Origin of the sequence: Qipengyuania atrilutea, from assembly GCF_013370205.1 — a bacterium.
GTDB lineage: Bacteria > Pseudomonadota > Alphaproteobacteria > Sphingomonadales > Sphingomonadaceae > Actirhodobacter > Actirhodobacter atriluteus.
The window spans coordinates 45,825-63,157 of the sequence record NZ_JABWGV010000003.1; the positions used below are offsets into that span (position 1 = coordinate 45,825).

Consider the following 17,333-nt stretch of genomic DNA (forward strand, 5'->3'; position numbering starts at 1 on the left):
GCTAGATGCTTCGCGCATGAACGCGATCACCATCGAGCCGCTCGACGCGGCGAACCGGAAGGACCGCGAAGCCTTCGTGGACTGCGGCCGGGCCTTTGCCGCCGCCACGCCCAACGCCGTGCCGCAGCTACGTTCCGAGCAGCTCGAACTGATCGACCCGGCGCGCAATCCGTTCTTCGCGCATGCGAGCGTCCAGCTATTCCTTGCCAAGCGGGGCGGGGAATGCGTCGGGCGCATCTCCGCGCATATCGACCACGAAGCGGAAAAGACGCCGCCGGAGCAGGGCTTCGGTCCGGGTTCGGGTTCGTTCGGCTATTTCGACGCGGCAGACGGTGAGGTTGCGGCGCGGCTGCTCGAAACGGCAGAAGCCTGGCTGAAAGAGCGCGGTGTCTCGCGCGTCCTCGGCCCGCTGTCCCTGTCGATCTGGGAAGAGCCGGGCCTGCTCATCAAGGGCTTCGAGCATCCGCCGATGATAATGATGGGCCACCATCCAGAGCATTACCGGCAGTGGATCGAGGCGGCAGGATACTGCCACGAGAAATCGCTCTACACCTATGCCCTGCCGGTGCAGCGCGAGTTCCCGCCAATCGTCGAGCGTATCGTGAAGTCGGGCGAGCGAAATCCGCACATCAACGTGCGCCCGCTCAATCTGCGCAATTACGATGAGGAGGTGCAGACCGTCCTGCACATCCTTAACGACGCTTGGTCCGGCAATTGGGGCTTCGTACCCTTTACCGACCGCGAGATCGCCTATGCCGCAAAGAAGCTGAAGGCGATCCTGCATCCCGACATCAACCTGATCGCGGAGCTCGACGGGCGGCCGGTCGCCTTCATCATGACGATCCCGAACGTCAACGACGTGCTGCGCGAGACGGGCGGCAAGCTCTTTCCGTTCGGCTGGATCAAGATGCTGCGCTGGCTGAGAAAACCGAGGGGCACCGGGATGCGCGTTCCGCTGATGGGCGTGCTGAAGGAATATCACAATTCGCGCATGGCGAGCCAGCTTGCCTTCATGATGATCGACCGTATCCGGCGCATCTCCGCAGAGAAGTTTCAAGCGGTCGACGGAGAGGTGGGCTGGATCCTTGACGACAATCAGGGAATGGTTGCGATTGCCGAAGCGATCGACAGTGACATAAACCGCGAATATGCTATCTATGTGAAGGAGATATGAGCGGTTGATGCACGGCACCAAGGAACCTTCGCCGTTGCAGCACCGTATAGAAAGCACTTTTCTCGCAATCCTTTGTGGAGACCTGCCGACAATGGGCGGAGCGCAACCCGGCAAGCCTGAACTAACGCTGCCCGATCACGTGCTGATCGTGGAGGACAATGCCGTTCTCGCCATGGCGATGGAGGACTGCTTCCGCGATGCGGGCATTCCGACGGTGGAAAGCTGCGCCACGACGCATCAGGCGATGGCATTGCTCCGCACCGAGAAGCCCGACGTCGTGATCCTGGACGTCCATCTTGCCGATAGTGACGACGGCTGGGCGATCGCCGAACTGGTTCAGTCGCTCAAGCCTAACGCGCCGCAGATCATCTTTTCGACCGGAGCGCCGGAAGACATTCCTGCCGGCATCGCCGAGATGGGTCCGGTTATGCGCAAGCCGTTCGAGGCGAAGGAGCTGCTCGACCTCATGCGCAGGCCGCGCAAGGAAGGCCTGCTGAACCGGCTCAAGAACGCCATTAGCTAGGGTTCCAACACTTCCGGACTTCTGCCCGATCAGAACCGATCGCCCTTGTCTGCGCGTGTAGCAACACATCGGTTCATGCAAGAAAAAAGGCCTCCACTTTCGTAAGTGGAGGCCTTTCGGGATCGTGTCACAGCCGCTTGGACGGGAGGGGGGGTCTCGGCGGTGACAATAGGAAAATGCGCCGGATAAAAAGTGGTTCCCCGAAGCGTCCAGAAATTTTTCGACTCCCCTAAGCCTATGGATTAGCAGCTAAATAAATGGTCGATCGTTCTTTGAGTAACGCGGCACTTCCGCATACTTCGCGGCCTTGTCTATGTCCGCGATGCGAATGCGGCCCGGCTTCCAATCGACCAGCCCTTCGCGGCTCAAAGCCTTCAGCGTCCTGTTCGTATGGACGAGGGACAGTCCAAGCATATCGGCTATCTGCGCCTGCTTGATCGGCAGCGTAAGGCGGTTGTCGTCTTCGAGCATTCCGGTCGCCGATGCCCGGTTCAGCAGCCAGACGGCAAGGTAAGTCACGCGCTCTTTCGCCGAACGCTGGCCGAGCGACACGAGATGGCTTTCGAGCGCCGTTTCCTCCTTTGCGGCGAGCCACGTGATGTCGAAGCCCAGGCTCGGATGCTTGACGATCAGATCGTGGAAGTCCTGCTTCTCGAACCGGCACAGGCGGCTGTCGACCAGCGCTTCGACGGAATGGCACACTTCGTCGTCGAAGGCGCTTTGCAGGCCGATGAGGTCGCCGGGAAACAGGAAGTTGACGATCTGCCGCCGCCCGTCATCGAGCGTCCGGTAGCGAAGCATGACGCCGCCGAGCACGGTATAGAGATGGTCGGTCGTCGTGTTCTGTTTCAGCAGATGCTGGCCGCGCCCTACGAACACCTCGCCGGACTTGTATTCCTGCATGTAGGCAAGCTGCATTTCCGCGAGCGGCCGCAACCCGTCGCAATACTGCAAGGGGCACTGCGCGCAGGGTGTGACGCTGCTTAAAGTTTCCAAGATGCCCCCCCATATCCGCCCGGAAATTCATTGCTTTATCGGATGAGAAAGTCAAATGCCATAAGCTGCTTGTTGCGAGCGCAAAGTTGCGCGCGGTTATTTCTTCGTCCTCGCTCGCCACGCGGGCATTGACTGGAACCGCCCACGCGGCCACGCGTTTCGGCAGCGCCTACTTATCGGGAGTTAACTATGTCGCTTGGCGATCAAATCGCGAAAAATCTGCCTTACCTGCGGCGTTACGCCCGCGCTCTTACTGGATCGCAAGCCACTGGAGATGCCTTCGTTCGTGCTACCCTGGAAGCCGCGCTGGCCGACGACGAGGTAAAGTCCTCGCTCGAAGGTGGCCGCGTACCGCTTTATACGGCCTTCAACAAGGTCTGGTCTTCGGCCTATATGGAAGTGTCCGACGGGCGCGACAGCGAGATCGGTGACGAGGGTGGTGCGGAAACCGGCCTGAAGGCGATCACGCCGCTCAACCGGCAGGCGCTGCTGCTCACGACCCTGGAAGATTTCTCGGTCGAGGATGCGGCGCAGATCATGGAACTTTCACCTGACCGGGTGAACGAACTGGTGCAGGACGCAGTCGGCGAAATTGACCGCGAAGCCAATACCAGCGTGCTCATCATCGAGGACGAGCCGCTGATCTCCATGCAGCTCGAAGATCTGGTGAAGTCACTAGGTCACGATATTTGCGGCACGGCCGCGACCCGTACGCAGGCACAGGAAGTCGTGGCGGAAAAGACGCCGGGCCTCGTGCTGGCCGATATTCAGTTGGCCGACGGTTCCTCCGGTCTCGATGCGGTGGACGATATTCTCGCCATAGGCAGCGTGCCGGTGATTTTCATCACGGCCTACCCGGAACGGCTGCTGACCGGCGACCGTCCGGAGCCGACCTATCTCGTGACCAAGCCATTTCAGGAACAGACGGTGCGCGCAGCGATCAGCCAGGCGCTGTTCTTCGGAGCCAAAGACAAGAACTGAACGTTCCGGCTCTAGCCGAAAAGGATCGCTCGCGCCTCGTGCGCGGGCGATTTTTTATTTGTTCTTTCCCGCTCGCATCCTGAACTCGCTCGGCTGACGAACCGGCACGTGCAGCGTGCACGTGACGCCCGTTCTGGCGAACGACAGCTCGACCGGATGACGCAGTTCGTGCGCCACGATCTTCTCGATGAGATCGGTGCCGAAACCGCGTCCGCGCATCTGCTCGACCGCCGGACCGCCGGATTCTTCCCAGTGAAGCCGCGCCAGTCCGGTATCCGTCAGGCTCCAGTCGATCGCCACCGTTCCGCCCGGGCGGCTCAGCGCTCCGTATTTCGCCGCATTGGTAGCGAGTTCGTGAAGCGCCATTCCCAGCGACAGGGCATCGTTGGGCGCAAGCTCGACGTCTGGGCCGGAGCGGCGAACGATGCTGTCGGTACTCTGCGCGTAGGGGGCAAGTTCAGCGTCGACGACGGCTTCGATCGGCGTGGTGTTCCAGTCCGATTGCGTCAGCAGGTCGTGGGTTGCCGACAGTGCGCGGATACGGCCGTCGAGGGCGTTGGCAAACTCGTCGAGGCTGGATGCGCGCTTACGCGTAAGGGCCATGATGGAAAGAACGTTCGCGAGCGTGTTCTTGACCCGGTGGTTGAGTTCGCGGGTCAGCGAATTGCGGATCGAATTCTGCTCTTGCAACCAGGCGAGAGACTTTTCGTCCTCGCGCGCCTGCTTCGTCAGCAAGCGCACCACCAGCATCAGGAGGCTGGCGACGAGCAGTCCGAACAGAAGGGTCAGCATCGACAGCTTGGATAGCGCTTCCGAGCGCGCGGATTCGACGACCAGCGTCATCCGCTGGTTGCCGATCGTAAGCGGCTTGGTGAAATAGCGTCCCGTCCTCTCGCTGGAAGGAAGCGCCGCGAGCAGGGCCTGGTCCGACGGAGCACCGTCAAAAAGATAGACGCCCATTCCCCCTCTTACCGGATCGTCGTCCGGAACAGCCGAACTCAGGAAGGTCTGCGCATTGAACGGGCTGTAGAGAAATCCGCGTAGTTGGCCCTGTCCGTCGTCGCCGGCGAAGACCGGCATATATGCAAGGAAGCCCGGCCGCGGCTCGGGATTGTCCTGCACCAATTGCACCGGACCGCTGAAAACCGGCGCGTTTTCGGCAGCCGCGCGGTCCATCGCTTCCCGGCGCCGTTCGTTGGAATACATGTCGAACCCGATCGCGACATCGTTGCGCGCATTGTCGGGTACGAGGAACATGACCGGTGCGCTGTGCTCGCTCTGCCGGTCGAGTAGCGACGGATAGATCGGGCGGCCGGTCTCCTCCTGAAAACGCTGCTGCGCTGCGGTCGCCGCGCCGGGAGAGCCGGTTTCGAGATATGGCGCCCAGCCGATACCCTCGGCGCCGCTGTAGCTGCGCTCCAGGCGCAGTTCACGAATGATCTCGCCGAAACTGGCGTTGCTGACTTCGTCGAGCGCACCGATTAGAGCGGCGGCCGCGCGCAAATAGGACGCGTTGGTAGCGGCGTTCAGTTCGAGCGAGGCGCCGGCCGACTCTGCGAGGCGGGCCATTTCCGCCCGCTCGCCGCTGCGCTCGCCCCGTTCGATTGCGAAGACGCTGAAGGCCGTGATAGCCGTGATGAGCACGAAGATCGCGACCGGTAGCGCCCGAGGAAAGCGCAACAGCAATCGCCGCGATGATGCCGGATCGGAATTACGCCCGGCCATGGGCGCTCCGCATCACTGATGGCAATAGGGAACCTGCTGCACTGCGCACGCCATTCCTTGAATTAACTCGACATGATGGTCAAAATTGTCAAATGACAATCGCGTATAGGCAGGGAACCATAGAGAAACCGCATCGTTCCCCAATTTGATCGGGGTTACGGCAGGTTTTCGGCGCGTTTTCGAACGCTTCGATGCCACGGCGATCGGCTGGTTCGTTCGGCTTTTGTAGTAGGGTTATGACAGGACATTTGTGATATTCCATGATGGCGGGTAACAAAGACAAAGGTGGCACGGGCAGCGCCGAAATCAGCGCCACCAAAAAAAAGGATGTCACGGACGCCGAATGGGCAAACGGACTGCGACAGTTGTATGATTCTGTGGTAGACGAGGAATTGCCTGACAGCTTCAAGGATCTGCTGTCGAAACTGGACAACAAAGGCGATTGATGGGGTCGAATAAGCGCACGGCTGCGGAGCAAGCCGACTTCAAGCAGGAATTGACGCAGGTCGTCCCGCACCTGCGCGCCTTCGCGCGCGGTCTGTGCGGACGCGCGGATATGGCCGACGATCTCGTTCAGGAAACGATGCTGAAGGCGTGGGCCGCGCAGCAGCGTTTCGAGCCCGGCACGTCCATGCGTGCATGGACCTTCGTGATTCTGCGCAATGCCTATCTTACCGACATGCGCCGCAACCGCTTTCGCGGCGAATACGACGAAGGTGTCGCTGAGCGCATCCTGACGGCGCCCGCCGGACAGGAAGAGCCGATCCACCTGTCGGACATGCACCGCGCCCTGCTTACGCTGCCGCCGGAGCGGCGCGAGGCACTGCTGCTGGTCGGGGCTGGCGGCTTCTCCTATGAAGAGGCGGCGGAAATCTGCGGCTGCGCGATCGGTACGATCAAGAGCCGGGTCGGGCGTGCACGCGCAGCGCTCACCTCGATGCTGACGGACGGGGATATCCCGAAACGCCATATCGATGACGAGGCAGCGCATCGCGCGATCCTCGAAGAGCTGGATGATGTCGCCGCGGGTAACGGCATTGCGGCGCGTTCCTGACGGGCGACAAGTGACACCCGGCCACGGCGGTTCGCCGCTACCTCAGCGGAAATGACCGACATGGACGCAGGCCCGCCGCAGGCCGTGGAGGCAGCCTCGCCCGCATTGGAGGAGCCGGCAGCGACCACCGCTTCGCAGGAACTGCGCCTGATGTCGGCGCTTGTCGTGTTGTTGGGGCTGGGGCTGTTCTTCGCGCTTCCCTTCGTGCTTTCGATCGGATCGGTCGTCTTCCTGCCGCTCGTTTCGGCAATCGTTCTCACCATCATCCTGTCACCGCTCGCCGACCGGTTGGCCGAGTTCGGCGTGCCGAACGTGTTTGCGTCGCTGTTCGCGCTGCTGGCGTTTTTCGCTATCCTCATTCTCGCGCTCACCCTGATCTTGCAGCCGGCGATCGCGCTGGTCGAACGCCTGCCGGCGCTGATCGACACGGTAAGCCTCAGGTTCTACGAACTGCGCGAGCAGTTCTTCTGGATCGCGCAACTCAACGAAAAGCTCGGCGAGGTGATGGGCACGACGTCGGAAGGGGTCGTTGTCGAAGGTCCGACCCTGCTAGAGGAGCTCGCTTTCGCCACGCCGAGCGTGCTCATCGAAACGCTGCTCGCTTTCCTGATGACGTTCTTCATGATCGAGGCGCGCACGCGGCTGCGGCAGCGGCTGCTGTTCGATCGCTCGTCACTCGGCTCGAGCGTCAAGGCTGCGCGGGTTATGCGCGAAGTGCAGGACAGGGTAGCGGCCTACATCTTCACCGTGACCTGCATCAACGCAGGTGTCGGCGTGGTGGTGACGCTGGGCGCTTGGCTGCTCGGAGTGGATGCGCCGATCATGTGGGGCGGCCTCGCGATGCTGCTCAACTTCCTGCCCTATATCGGACCGCTCGCCATGGTCCTGATCCTGAGCTTCTTCGGCATCGGTACGTCGGAGACGATCCTGCTCGGCCTGCTACCGGCCGCGGCCTATCTCGGCCTGCATACGATCGAAGCGAACGTCGTCACGCCGTCCATCCTCGGTGCGCGTTTCACGATGAGCCCGGTTATGATCCTGATCGCTCTCAGCTATTTCAGCTGGATCTGGGGTTTCGTCGGCGCGCTCCTTTCCGTGCCGATCCTGCTGACACTGACCGCGTTCTTCGACCACGTCGGGCGCCCCAACCTGATCGGCTTTGTGTTCGGCGAGTCGCTCTTTCCCGCAACCGCGCGGGCGATGCAGATCGAAGCCGAGCAGACGACCGGGCAAGCCGCCTGAGTTCTGGGCAAAGAAAACCCGCCGACACCGCGTGGGCATCGACGGGTTTGATGTTCTAGCTAACCGTGAAGATCAGCCGGGGTACGACCATGTTTCGCCGCGAGCGAGATTTTCGGACGCGAAGCTCCAGTTCAGCTTTTCGCTGATCACGGCTTTTAGATATTCCGGGCGCTTGTTCTGGTGATCGAGATAATAGGCGTGCTCCCACAGGTCGATGGTGAGCAGCGGGTTGAAGTCGCTATCCGCCAGCGTGTCGCCGTCGTGTGTTTCCTCGATGGACAGCTTGCCGTCCTTTTCCGCAAGCCACACCCAGCCGCTGGCGAAGTGGCCTGCGCCGCGTTCGGCCAGCTTGTCGTTGAGGTCGTCCATGGAGCCGAAGTCGCGTTCGATCATGGATTTCAGTTCTTCGGAAGGATGGCCCTTATCTTCCGCCATCGAATGCCAGTAGAAACCGTGGTTCCAGCTTTGCGCGGAATTGTTGAACAGGCCCTGGTCCGAGCCGCGGGCCGCCGCGATCACTTCCTCGAGCGACTTGTCGGCGTGGTCCGTGCCGTCGATCGCCTTGTTGGTCTTGTCGATATAGGCCTGATGGTGCTTGCCGTGATGGTAGGAAAGGGTTTCCGCCGATACGGCCGGGTCGAGAGCGGTTTCGCCATAGGGCAATTCCATGAGCTTGAAAGCCAAAGCTAGTCTCCTGCTATTCGTTTATGTGGGGTTCATGGTTAATAACGCGCCGTGAAGCGAAGGGTTGCAAAGATTCTGTACCGGAAGGTCAGTCTCTTGCCCCAGCCGAACGGTCGACCGCGCAAGCGACTGCCACGTTCATGGTGACGTTAGCCAGCGTGCGCATAATGTCGGGCAGCATCTCCACCGCGACGAGGATAGCGAGCGGCTCGATCGGGACACCCATCGCGAGCGCAATCGGACCGATCGAGATGACGAAACTGATCGAGCCGGGCAGGCTGACCGAACCGATCGATATGACGAAAGCCACCGCAACCGCCGCGATCAGGGCGGTCGGAGTAAGCTCTACACCGGCGAGATAGGCGACGTAGACCGCCACGGCGAGGTTCATCGCCGGGCTAGTCGCGCGGAAGATGGCGACGGCCAGCGGCAGGACGAATTCGGCGACCTCCTCGCGGATGTCGAGGCGCTTGGCGCTGTCGAGCATTGCGGGCAGGCTGGCGAGCGAGCTCTGCGTCGAGATGGCAACGGCCTGGGCGGGCAGGAGTGCGGTAAAGAACCGGCCCGGCCCGATACGCGCGAGGCCGATGCCGATGACATAGGCAGCGAGCAGGATGACCGCGCCCATTGCCGATACGACAGCGATGTAGTGGCCGAGCGCTAGGAACGCGCCGCCACCTGCGCGGGCTGCGACGCCTACCGCCAGCGCGAACACACCTGCCGGTGCCAGCCACAGCACCCAGCCGATGATGACCAGCATCGCGTTGGCGAGCGCATGGAAGAAGGCGAGCAGCGTCGCGCGCTGGCTTTCCGGAATACGCTGCAGCGCCAGCGCAAGAAGCGCGAAGAAGATGGTCAGCGGCAGCATCGCCGTCTCGCTTGCCGCGGCAAACAGGTTCGGGGCGATCAGCGACTTCAGGAACTCGGCGATCTCGGGCACCGGCTGCGCCTCGCCCGCGCTGTCCGACAGGAAAGCTCCCGCCGACGCGGGTATCGGGAAAACCTCCAGCAGCAGGGGCATGAGGACGACGCTGGCGATCCCGCCGAGAACGAGGATGACGAATACGAGTAGCAGCATGCGCCGAGCCGTGCTGCCCGCGCTGGCCGCCTTGGCGAGCTGCGAGATGCCCATGACCAGCAGCGCCGCGACTAAGGGGATGATCGTCATCTGGAGCGCGCGCAGCCACAGCGTCCCGACCGGCTCCGTAATGGTGGCCAGCATGGCGCCAAGATCGGTCTCTGCCGTTATCATCCCGACGAGAAGGCCGGCGATCAGGCCGCCCATGGTCCACCAGACGGGCAGGCGGATCGTCACGAGACGCGGCGAAGCGTCTGTGTTGCCGGACTTATTTGCCGGATGTTTAGAGTTGTCGACCATCGCTGCCCCTTTTCATTCCCTCTGTAACGCGGCTAAGGCGCGTGGCAATTCCCGGCCCGAGGGCCGAACCCAGAAATACGGAAGACAGCAATGGCGCGACAATTTTTCGGCACCGACGGTATTCGCGGGCGCACCAACGACGGGGTGATGACCGCGGCGACGGCCATGCGCGTCGGCCAGGCGGCCGGCAAGCACTTCCTGCGCGGCGATCACCGGCACCGCGTGGTCATCGGCAAGGATACGCGGCTTTCGGGCTATATGATGGAAAGCGCGCTCGTCGCCGGCTTCACCAGCGTCGGGATGGACGTGATCATGACCGGACCGCTGCCGACGCCGGCCATTGCGTTACTGACGCGCGAGATGCGCGCCGACCTCGGCGTGATGATCTCCGCCAGTCACAATCCTTTCGAGGATAACGGCATCAAGCTGTTCGGCCCCGACGGGTTCAAGCTGTCCGACGATGACGAACTTGCGATCGAGCGCGAGATGGCGAATGAGCCGACGCTTGCCGCGGCTCCCGACATCGGGCGTGCGCGCCGGATCGAGGATGCGCGCGGACGCTATATCCACGCGGTCAAGATGAGCCTGCCGCAGGAGGTCCGCTTCGACGGGCTGAAGGTGGTCGTCGACTGCGCGAACGGCGCGGCTTACGAAGTGACCCCGTCGGCGATCTGGGAACTCGGCGCGAAAGTCGTCACGCTCGGGGTCGAGCCCAACGGGCGCAACATCAACGACAAGGTCGGGTCCACCTCGCTGGAAGCGGTGAAAGCGCGAGTGGTCGAAGAGGGCGCCGACATCGGCATCGCGCTCGACGGAGATGCCGACCGGCTGATCGTGGTCGACGAGAAGGGCGTGGTCGTCGACGGCGACCAGATCATGGCGCTGATCGCCACGCGCATGGCTGAGAGCGGCGATCTGCGAGGCGGCGGGATCGTCGCGACCGTCATGTCGAACCTCGGGCTGGAGCGCTATTTGCAAGGTCAGGGGCTCGCGCTGCACCGGTCCAAGGTTGGCGACCGCTACGTGCTCGAAATGATGAAGGAGGGCGGCTTTAACGTCGGCGGCGAGCAGTCGGGCCACATGATCCTGCTCGATTCTGCGACCACCGGCGACGGCACGGTTGCTGCGCTACAGGTGCTTGCAGCGCTGGTGCAGTCGGGCAAAAAGGCGAGCGAGATGCTGCACCTGTTCGATCCGGTCCCGCAGCTACTAAAGAACGTGCGATACGAGGGCGGCAAGCCGCTCGACCACAATGATGTCAAACAGGCCATCAGTGATGCCGAGCGAGAGCTTGAGGGTAAAGGACGGCTCGTAATCCGCCCATCGGGGACCGAACCGGTCATCCGCGTGATGGCGGAAGGCGATGACAAGGCACAGGTTGAGGCGGTCGTCGACCGCATCTGCGACGCGGTAAGAAAAGCCGCGTAACAATGTCCGAGCGCAAACCGCCGCGCATCCTGACGATCGCCGGGTCCGATTCCTCCGGCGGGGCGGGGATTCAGGCGGACCTCAAGACGATCGCCATGCTCGGCGGCTACGGAATGAGCGTCGTCACGAGCCTTACGGCGCAGAATACCTGCGGGGTGCAAGCGATACATCCCGTCCCCGCGGAGTTTGTGGAGCAGCAATTCTTCTCGTGCGATAATGACATCGGTATCGACGCCATAAAAATTGGAATGATCGGTCGACCTGAAACGGCTCGCGCTCTGTGGGACGTTCTTCTTACTGTCGAACCCGGAACGCCCGTCGTCTTCGATCCGGTCATGGTCGCGACAAGCGGCGCGGTGCTGGCTGACGGGGAAACGATCGCCGCCTTTCGCGAACTAATGGACCTCGCGACTTTGGTCACGCCGAACCTGCCCGAGCTTGCCGAATTGACGGAAATGCAGTGCGACACGCCTGAACAGGTCACCGAGGCTGCGCACGCGCTGTCGGACCGGCACGATGTCGCGGTGTTGGCTAAGGGCGGACACGGTGAGGGCACCCGGCTGCGCGATCTGCTGATCGATCCGCACGGCCGCATGGCGTCGTTCGACGACTATCGCATCGACACGCCTCATACCCACGGAACGGGCTGCACCCTGTCGAGCGCCATCGCGACGCTTCTGGGGCACGGTCAGCCGCTGGAAAACGCCGTGCGCCTGTCCCGCAAATTCGTGCGGCAGGCGATCCTTGCCGCCCCCGGCTTCGGCGCGGGCGGAGGCCCGCTCGGCCATCAGGCGGTGCGCAGCCTCGACTGAGCCCTAGCGTTTCAGGTCGTAGAAATTCGCGACGTGCGCCCAGGCCTCGTCCGCAGTCTCGCACCATTCGAACAGTTCGAGATCGGCGCGGTTGATCGTGCCTTCCTCCGCGAGCGCTTCGAAATCGATCACCCGGCTCCAGAACTCCTTGCCGAACAGCATGATCGGCATCGGTTTCATCTTGCCGGTCTGGATCAGGGTCAGAAGCTCGAAGAACTCGTCGAACGTGCCGAAACCGCCGGGAAACACCGCGACCGCCTTCGCACGCAGCAGGAAGTGCATCTTGCGAAGCGCGAAATAATGGAAGTTCAACGACAGGTAGGGCGTCACATAGGGATTGGGTGCCTGTTCGTGCGGCAACACGATGTTGAGGCCGATGCTTTCCGCGCCCGCCTCGGACGCGCCGCGGTTGGCCGCTTCCATGATCGACGGCCCGCCGCCGGAGGTTACCACGAACTGCCGCTTGCCGCCCTCGATGATCGATTTCTCGCTCACCAGCTTGGCGAGATTGAGCGCTTCCTGGTAGTATTTCGACTTCTTGACGAGGTTCTCGACCACGCGCCGCTCTTCGTCGGGCAGATCCTTCGCGCCTTCGAGTGCCGCTTCGGCGGCTTCGGGCGGCGGGATGCGGGCGGAGCCGTACATCACGAAGGTCGAGCCGACGCCCGCTTCTTCGAGCAGCATTTCGGGTTTCAGCAGTTCCAGCTGGAAACGCACCGGCCGCAGTTCGTCGCGCAGCAGGAAATCGGCGTCCTGGAACGCCAGTTTGTATGCCGGATGCCGCGTCTGCGGGGTTTCGTGCGGCAACGCGTCGGAGAATTTCGCTTCCTGCTCCGCCTTGTAGAAGCGTCGGTCGTTCAGGTCGCGTTCGGTCGGCTTGGTCATTCGTAACTCCGTAATCGGACGCTGCGCTTAGGGCGCTGCAACCAAGCGTGCAAGGCGGGCCGCCTTCGCACACGGCGCTTTCCATGTGCGTCCGCATTGATTAGCAAGTCGAAAGACCGCCGCGCCTGTTCAAGGTTCGGCCCTTCAGAAATCCGGAGTCGCCCTCAATGACATTTCGCCGCCTCGCCCTCGCTCTCGCCGGTTCGTCCCTTGCTGCGCTCGCTACCGCTGCCAGCGCGCAGGACGCGCCGATCGTGCAGCCGGGTGCGCCGGGCGCTGCGCCGCGCACCATCAGCAGCGACGAAGCGGTGAAGCTTGCCGAAAGCCGCTATTCGCCCGCCGACGTGAAGTTCCTGCAATACATGATCCCGCATCACGCGCAGGCGCTGACGCTTTCCAACCTCGTCGACGGCCGCAGCAACAACCCGGTGCTGACCGACGTGGCCGAGCGGATCGAGGCCGGGCAGATGGACGAGATCGAATTCATGCGCGACTGGCTGCGCAGCCGGGGCCAGCCGCTTGAAGCCGACATGCACGCGGCGCATCATGCCGGCGGCACGATGCACATGGCGGACGGCCTCGTCATGACCGGAATGGCCACGCCTGCCGATATCGAAGAACTGTCCAACCTTCAGGGCACAGCGTTCGAGCGCAAGTTCCTTACACTCATGATCGCGCATCACCGCGGCGCGATCGACATGGTCGACTGGCTGCTCGAACAGTCTGGTTCGGCTTACGATCCGGTGCTGCTCGAGTTCGTGAACGGGGTGCGCGCCGATCAGGTGTCCGAAGTCGACAAGATGAACGCGCGGCTTTCGACGCTTTCCTCCGACAAGCGGGCCAGCCTTGCCGCCGGTTTCCGCGATGCCGGACAGGCTGCCTGGAACATGACGCTGGAGCACGCGCTGCCCAAGCCCGCCGGTTTCTTCGATCCGGCCAATCCGGCAGGCCTGCAGCCGCTGATCGAATCCGGCGACGATGAAGAGGAAGAGGACAGCGCAGAAGCCGAACGGGAAGAGCGCGAAGCGGGTAGCCCCGACTTCGGTCAGCGCGGCTCGTTCCTGAGCTTCGCCAATACCGACATGGCATTCTCCGGCGATATGCTGGTGGCCGGCAACTATCACGGCTTCAACATCTACCGGCTGGCCGAAGGCGGCGAGCCGCAGCTCGTGTCTTCGGTCGTCTGCCCCGGCGGACAGGGCGACGTCTCGGTCGTCGGCAACCTCCTCATCATGTCGGTCGAACAGACGAGCGGCCGGGTCGATTGCGGCATCCAGGGCATCGAGGAAGACGTCAGCGAAGACCGCTTCCGCGGCCTGCGCATCTTCGACATTTCGGACGTGACCCGTCCCATGCAGGTCGGTCAGGTGCAGACCTGCCGCGGTTCGCACACGCATTCGGTCGTGACGCTGCCCGAAAACAACAACGGCCGCATCGTGGTCTACAACTCGGGCACGTCGAGCGTGCGCGACGAAGAGGAGCTGGCCGGCTGCGTCGGCGACGTGCCGGGCGATTCGCGGACCGCGTTGTTCCGCATCGACGTGATCGAGATTCCGGTCGACAATCCGTCCGCCGCGCGCATCGTGTCGAGCCCGGCGGTGTTCGCCGATCCTGAAAGCGGCAACCTCGCCGGCCTGTGGCGCGGAGGCGACCACGGCGCGGGCACGCAGGACAGCCGCCGCACCGACCAGTGCCACGACATCACCGTTTTCCCGACCGCCAATCTCGCGGCGGGCGCCTGTTCGGGCAACGGGATCATCTTCGACATTACCGAGCCGCTCGAACCCAAGCGGATCGATGCGGTGACCGACGACGGTTTTGCCTACTGGCATTCCGCGACCTTCAACAACGAGGGCACCAAGGTGCTATTCACCGACGAATGGGGCGGGGGCGCGCGGGCGCGCTGCCGGGCCTATGACGATATGTCCTGGGGTGCGGACGCGATCTACGACATCGAGGGCGGCCAGCTTGAACGGCGCGGTACCTACAAGCTGCCTGCACCGCAGGGCGACAAGGAGAATTGCGTCGCGCACAACGGCTCGATCGTTCCCGTACCGGGCCGCGATATCATGGTGCAGGCATGGTATCAGGGCGGGCTGTCGATCTTCGACTTCACCGACAGCCAGAACCCGCGAGAGATCGCCTATTTCGACCGCGGGCCGATCGATGAGGACCAGTTGGTGCTCGGCGGATACTGGTCGGCCTATTTCTACGACGGCAAGATCTACGGCACGGAAATCGCGCGCGGGCTCGACGTATTGAGCCTCGAGCCGAGTGAGTATCTGACCGAGAACGAGATTGCGGCAGCCTCGCTGGCGACTACCGGCGAAGCGTTCAACCCGCAGCGCCAGCTGCCGGTGACGTGGCCTGCGCAGCCGGTCGTTGGCCTCGCCTATCTCGACCAGCTTGAGCGGGGCGGTGCGGCAAATGCGAGCGACATTGCGGCCATGCGTGCGGCGCTTGGGCGCCCCGGCGGTCCGACCGCGAGCGAGGTTGCGGCAGCGAAGCGCATGGTGGCCGGGCTTACCGGTCGCGATGCCGAGCGCGGCGCGGCTCTGGTCGGCGTGATGGAGGCGCTCGCACGCGCTTCCTGACACTGGCTGCTAGTGGTTCTCGCCGCTCGCTGCCGGGCGGCGCGATTTGATTGCTCGGCGCTAATGCGTATGTAGAGCCTTTCCCGGTCGGACTTCGCCGACTTTTGGGCTTCCGAGCAAACCGAAAGCGCGCCTGTCATGACAGATCCCGAGAACCGTCTCATAGCACCGCCGCTGGTCGATCTTCCGATCAACACGCACGACCGGGGGTTCTACGACGGTTTCAGCCGCGCGGTAACGATCCCGGCGAAGATCATCGTGTCGCTGATCATCATGTGGGCGATCTTCTTCCCGGTAAGCGCCAGCGAGACGCTGACCGCCGCAAATTCGACCATTATCGCGACTTTCGCGGGCTGGTACGTCTATCTGGTCGCGGCGCTGATGACGATTGGTGCGGTGCTCGCGGTCGTTCCGCAGACTGGGCGGCTCAGGATCGGCAACCCGGACGAGAAGCCCGAGTTCGGGAGCTTGTCGTGGTTCGCCATGCTGTTCGGCGCGGGGATCGGCATCGGGATGCTGACCTATTCGACCGGGGAGCCGCTCGCGCATTTCAACAACAATCCGGAAATCATCCGCGGACTGGTCGAGCCGCGCAGTGCGGAGGCGGTCCGCTCTGCCTATGTCTACACCTTCCTGCACTGGGGTTTCGCCGCATGGTGCACCTACGCGCTGGTCGGCCTCGCGATCGGCTACGTCGCCTACCGCCGCGGGCTGCCGCTCACCATCCGCTCCGCGCTGGCGCCGCTGTTCGGCAAGGCGATGTCGGGGCTCGCGGGGCACGTCGTCGATGTCGTCGCGGTCGTTGCGACGATCCTCGGTGTCGCGGTGACCATGGGACTGGGGGTCGAGCAGTTCGTCGCCGGACTGGCGCGGCTGGGCCTCGGCGACTGGCTGCTCGACGCCGACGGTTCCTCGTCGATCATCGCGGTGATCACGGCGCTCGTACTGCTGGTCGGCGCATCGACGCTGAGCGCATTGTCGGGCGTCGGCAAGGGCATCAAGTGGCTCTCGAACCTCAATCTCGGCCTTTCCGTCATGCTCCTCACGCTGTTCGCCTTTGCCGGTTTCGGGCTGTTCGGGCTGCAACTGCTCGGTCAGGGGCTCGTCGATTACATCAGCACGCTCGTACCCAATTCTCTGACCCTGTTCTCCGAAGAGGGGCCGGTCGGCGCGGAACTCGTCCAGTGGCAGCTCGACTGGTCGGTCTTCTACTGGGCGTGGTGGATCGCCTTCTCGCCCTTCGTCGGCATGTTCATCGCGCGCATCTCCCGCGGGCGGAGCATCCGCGAATACATCATCGGCGTCGTGCTCGTCCCATCGCTCGTATGCTTCATCTGGATGACGCTCGCCGGAGGAACGGCGATCGCGCTGGAACTGAACGGCGCGGCGGGCGGCAGCATCGTGAGCGCCGGGATTTCGGACCAGCTCTACGCCACCTTGGCGGTCCTGCTCGACCCAGGCTTCGCGCTGGCCGTATCGGGGCTGATCGTCGTCCTATTGATGACCTATCTCGTGACCTCCGCCGACAGCGCGATCCTGATCGTGAACACGATCAACGGCGCGGGCGAGACCGAGGGGCAGCGCCAGTATCACATCGTGTTCTGGGGCGCAGCGCTCGCATTCGTCGTGGGCAGCATGCTGATCCTCGGCGGGATCGAGGCGATCCGGATCACGATGATCATCGGCGCACTGCCGTTCTCCTTCGTCGTGGCGTTGATGGGCGTCTCCATCGTCAAGGCCGTCTGGTTCGACCTGCTGCGCAAGAAGCACGGCGTCCCGACCACGGCAGCGGGCTGCGAGGAAGCGCTGGCCGAAGCGGACGTTGAGCGGCGCTAGCGCGGCGACCATGAAGCCGCG

The 17,333-nt window shown here is 63.1% G+C and carries 15 protein-coding genes; 10 read left to right on the plus strand and 5 right to left on the minus strand.

What is annotated here, in order from left to right; all coding sequences use genetic code 11:
* The first annotated feature begins 16 nt into the window (after nucleotides 1–16).
* Both HUV48_RS08470 and HUV48_RS08475 read left to right on the plus strand, forming a co-directional pair.
* Complete coding sequence (locus HUV48_RS08470; protein ID WP_176267387.1) at nucleotides 17–1,174, plus strand: N-acetyltransferase; 1,158 nt, start codon at nucleotides 17–19, stop codon at nucleotides 1,172–1,174.
* Between the two features lie 91 nt (nucleotides 1,175–1,265).
* On the plus strand, nucleotides 1,266–1,697 hold the full coding sequence (locus HUV48_RS08475; RefSeq protein ID WP_176267388.1) for a response regulator transcription factor: 432 nt from the start codon (nucleotides 1,266–1,268) through the stop codon (nucleotides 1,695–1,697).
* A gap of 249 nt (nucleotides 1,698–1,946) precedes the next feature.
* Here HUV48_RS08475 and HUV48_RS08480 read toward each other — a convergent pair whose 3' ends face one another.
* Complete coding sequence (locus HUV48_RS08480; protein ID WP_176267389.1) at nucleotides 1,947–2,615, minus strand: Crp/Fnr family transcriptional regulator; 669 nt, start codon at nucleotides 2,613–2,615, stop codon at nucleotides 1,947–1,949.
* Between the two features lie 267 nt (nucleotides 2,616–2,882).
* Between HUV48_RS08480 and HUV48_RS08485 the strand changes: the two genes are divergently transcribed.
* Entirely contained in the window at nucleotides 2,883–3,674 is a 792-nt protein-coding gene (locus HUV48_RS08485) for a response regulator (protein WP_176267390.1), read from the plus strand.
* A 54-nt stretch (nucleotides 3,675–3,728) separates the two neighbouring features.
* Here HUV48_RS08485 and HUV48_RS08490 read toward each other — a convergent pair whose 3' ends face one another.
* Nucleotides 3,729–5,399, minus strand: a complete 1,671-nt coding sequence (locus HUV48_RS08490) for a CHASE domain-containing protein (RefSeq protein WP_176267391.1) — start codon at nucleotides 5,397–5,399, stop codon at nucleotides 3,729–3,731.
* A gap of 260 nt (nucleotides 5,400–5,659) precedes the next feature.
* Here HUV48_RS08490 and HUV48_RS08495 point away from each other — a divergent pair, with 260 nt between their 5' ends.
* The 3 genes from HUV48_RS08495 to HUV48_RS08505 are packed head-to-tail and all read left to right on the plus strand — an operon-like array spanning nucleotide 5,660 to nucleotide 7,695.
* Nucleotides 5,660–5,845 (plus strand): NepR family anti-sigma factor, encoded by a 186-nt coding sequence (locus HUV48_RS08495; RefSeq protein WP_404799930.1) that lies wholly within the window; start codon nucleotides 5,660–5,662, stop codon nucleotides 5,843–5,845.
* Nucleotides 5,845–6,453 carry a sigma-70 family RNA polymerase sigma factor gene (locus HUV48_RS08500; protein ID WP_176267392.1) on the plus strand — a complete coding sequence of 203 codons (609 nt, stop codon included), beginning with the start codon at nucleotides 5,845–5,847 and terminating at the stop codon, nucleotides 6,451–6,453. The genes HUV48_RS08495 and HUV48_RS08500 overlap by 1 nt, the downstream gene beginning before the upstream one ends.
* Nucleotides 6,454–6,504: 51 nt before the next feature.
* Complete coding sequence (locus HUV48_RS08505; RefSeq protein ID WP_225871619.1) at nucleotides 6,505–7,695, plus strand: AI-2E family transporter; 1,191 nt, start codon at nucleotides 6,505–6,507, stop codon at nucleotides 7,693–7,695.
* A 72-nt stretch (nucleotides 7,696–7,767) separates the two neighbouring features.
* Here HUV48_RS08505 and HUV48_RS08510 read toward each other — a convergent pair whose 3' ends face one another.
* Both HUV48_RS08510 and HUV48_RS08515 read right to left on the minus strand, forming a co-directional pair.
* Nucleotides 7,768–8,379: a superoxide dismutase gene (locus HUV48_RS08510; RefSeq protein WP_176267393.1), complete on the minus strand. Its 612-nt coding sequence runs from the start codon at nucleotides 8,377–8,379 to the stop codon at nucleotides 7,768–7,770.
* An 88-nt stretch (nucleotides 8,380–8,467) separates the two neighbouring features.
* The gene (locus tag HUV48_RS08515; protein WP_176267394.1) at nucleotides 8,468–9,757 is read right to left on the minus strand and encodes a dicarboxylate/amino acid:cation symporter; all 1,290 of its coding nucleotides are present in this window, start codon (nucleotides 9,755–9,757) and stop codon (nucleotides 8,468–8,470) included.
* Between the two features lie 90 nt (nucleotides 9,758–9,847).
* On the opposite strand from HUV48_RS08515, the gene glmM reads away from it, so the two are divergent.
* Both glmM and thiD read left to right on the plus strand, forming a co-directional pair.
* Nucleotides 9,848–11,185: a phosphoglucosamine mutase gene (gene glmM, locus HUV48_RS08520; RefSeq protein WP_176267395.1), complete on the plus strand. Its 1,338-nt coding sequence runs from the start codon at nucleotides 9,848–9,850 to the stop codon at nucleotides 11,183–11,185.
* Nucleotides 11,186–11,187: 2 nt separating this feature from the next.
* The gene (gene thiD / locus HUV48_RS08525; RefSeq protein WP_176267396.1) at nucleotides 11,188–11,997 is read left to right on the plus strand and encodes a bifunctional hydroxymethylpyrimidine kinase/phosphomethylpyrimidine kinase; all 810 of its coding nucleotides are present in this window, start codon (nucleotides 11,188–11,190) and stop codon (nucleotides 11,995–11,997) included.
* A 3-nt stretch (nucleotides 11,998–12,000) separates the two neighbouring features.
* On the opposite strand, the gene HUV48_RS08530 is transcribed toward thiD, so the two are convergent.
* Nucleotides 12,001–12,882: an LOG family protein gene (locus tag HUV48_RS08530; protein ID WP_176267397.1), complete on the minus strand. Its 882-nt coding sequence runs from the start codon at nucleotides 12,880–12,882 to the stop codon at nucleotides 12,001–12,003.
* 167 nt (nucleotides 12,883–13,049) lie between these two features.
* Here HUV48_RS08530 and HUV48_RS08535 point away from each other — a divergent pair, with 167 nt between their 5' ends.
* Complete coding sequence (locus HUV48_RS08535) at nucleotides 13,050–15,476, plus strand: DUF305 domain-containing protein (protein ID WP_176267398.1); 2,427 nt, start codon at nucleotides 13,050–13,052, stop codon at nucleotides 15,474–15,476.
* A gap of 138 nt (nucleotides 15,477–15,614) precedes the next feature.
* On the plus strand, nucleotides 15,615–17,312 hold the full coding sequence (locus HUV48_RS08540; protein WP_176267399.1) for a BCCT family transporter: 1,698 nt from the start codon (nucleotides 15,615–15,617) through the stop codon (nucleotides 17,310–17,312).
* Nucleotides 17,313–17,333 lie beyond the last annotated feature (21 nt).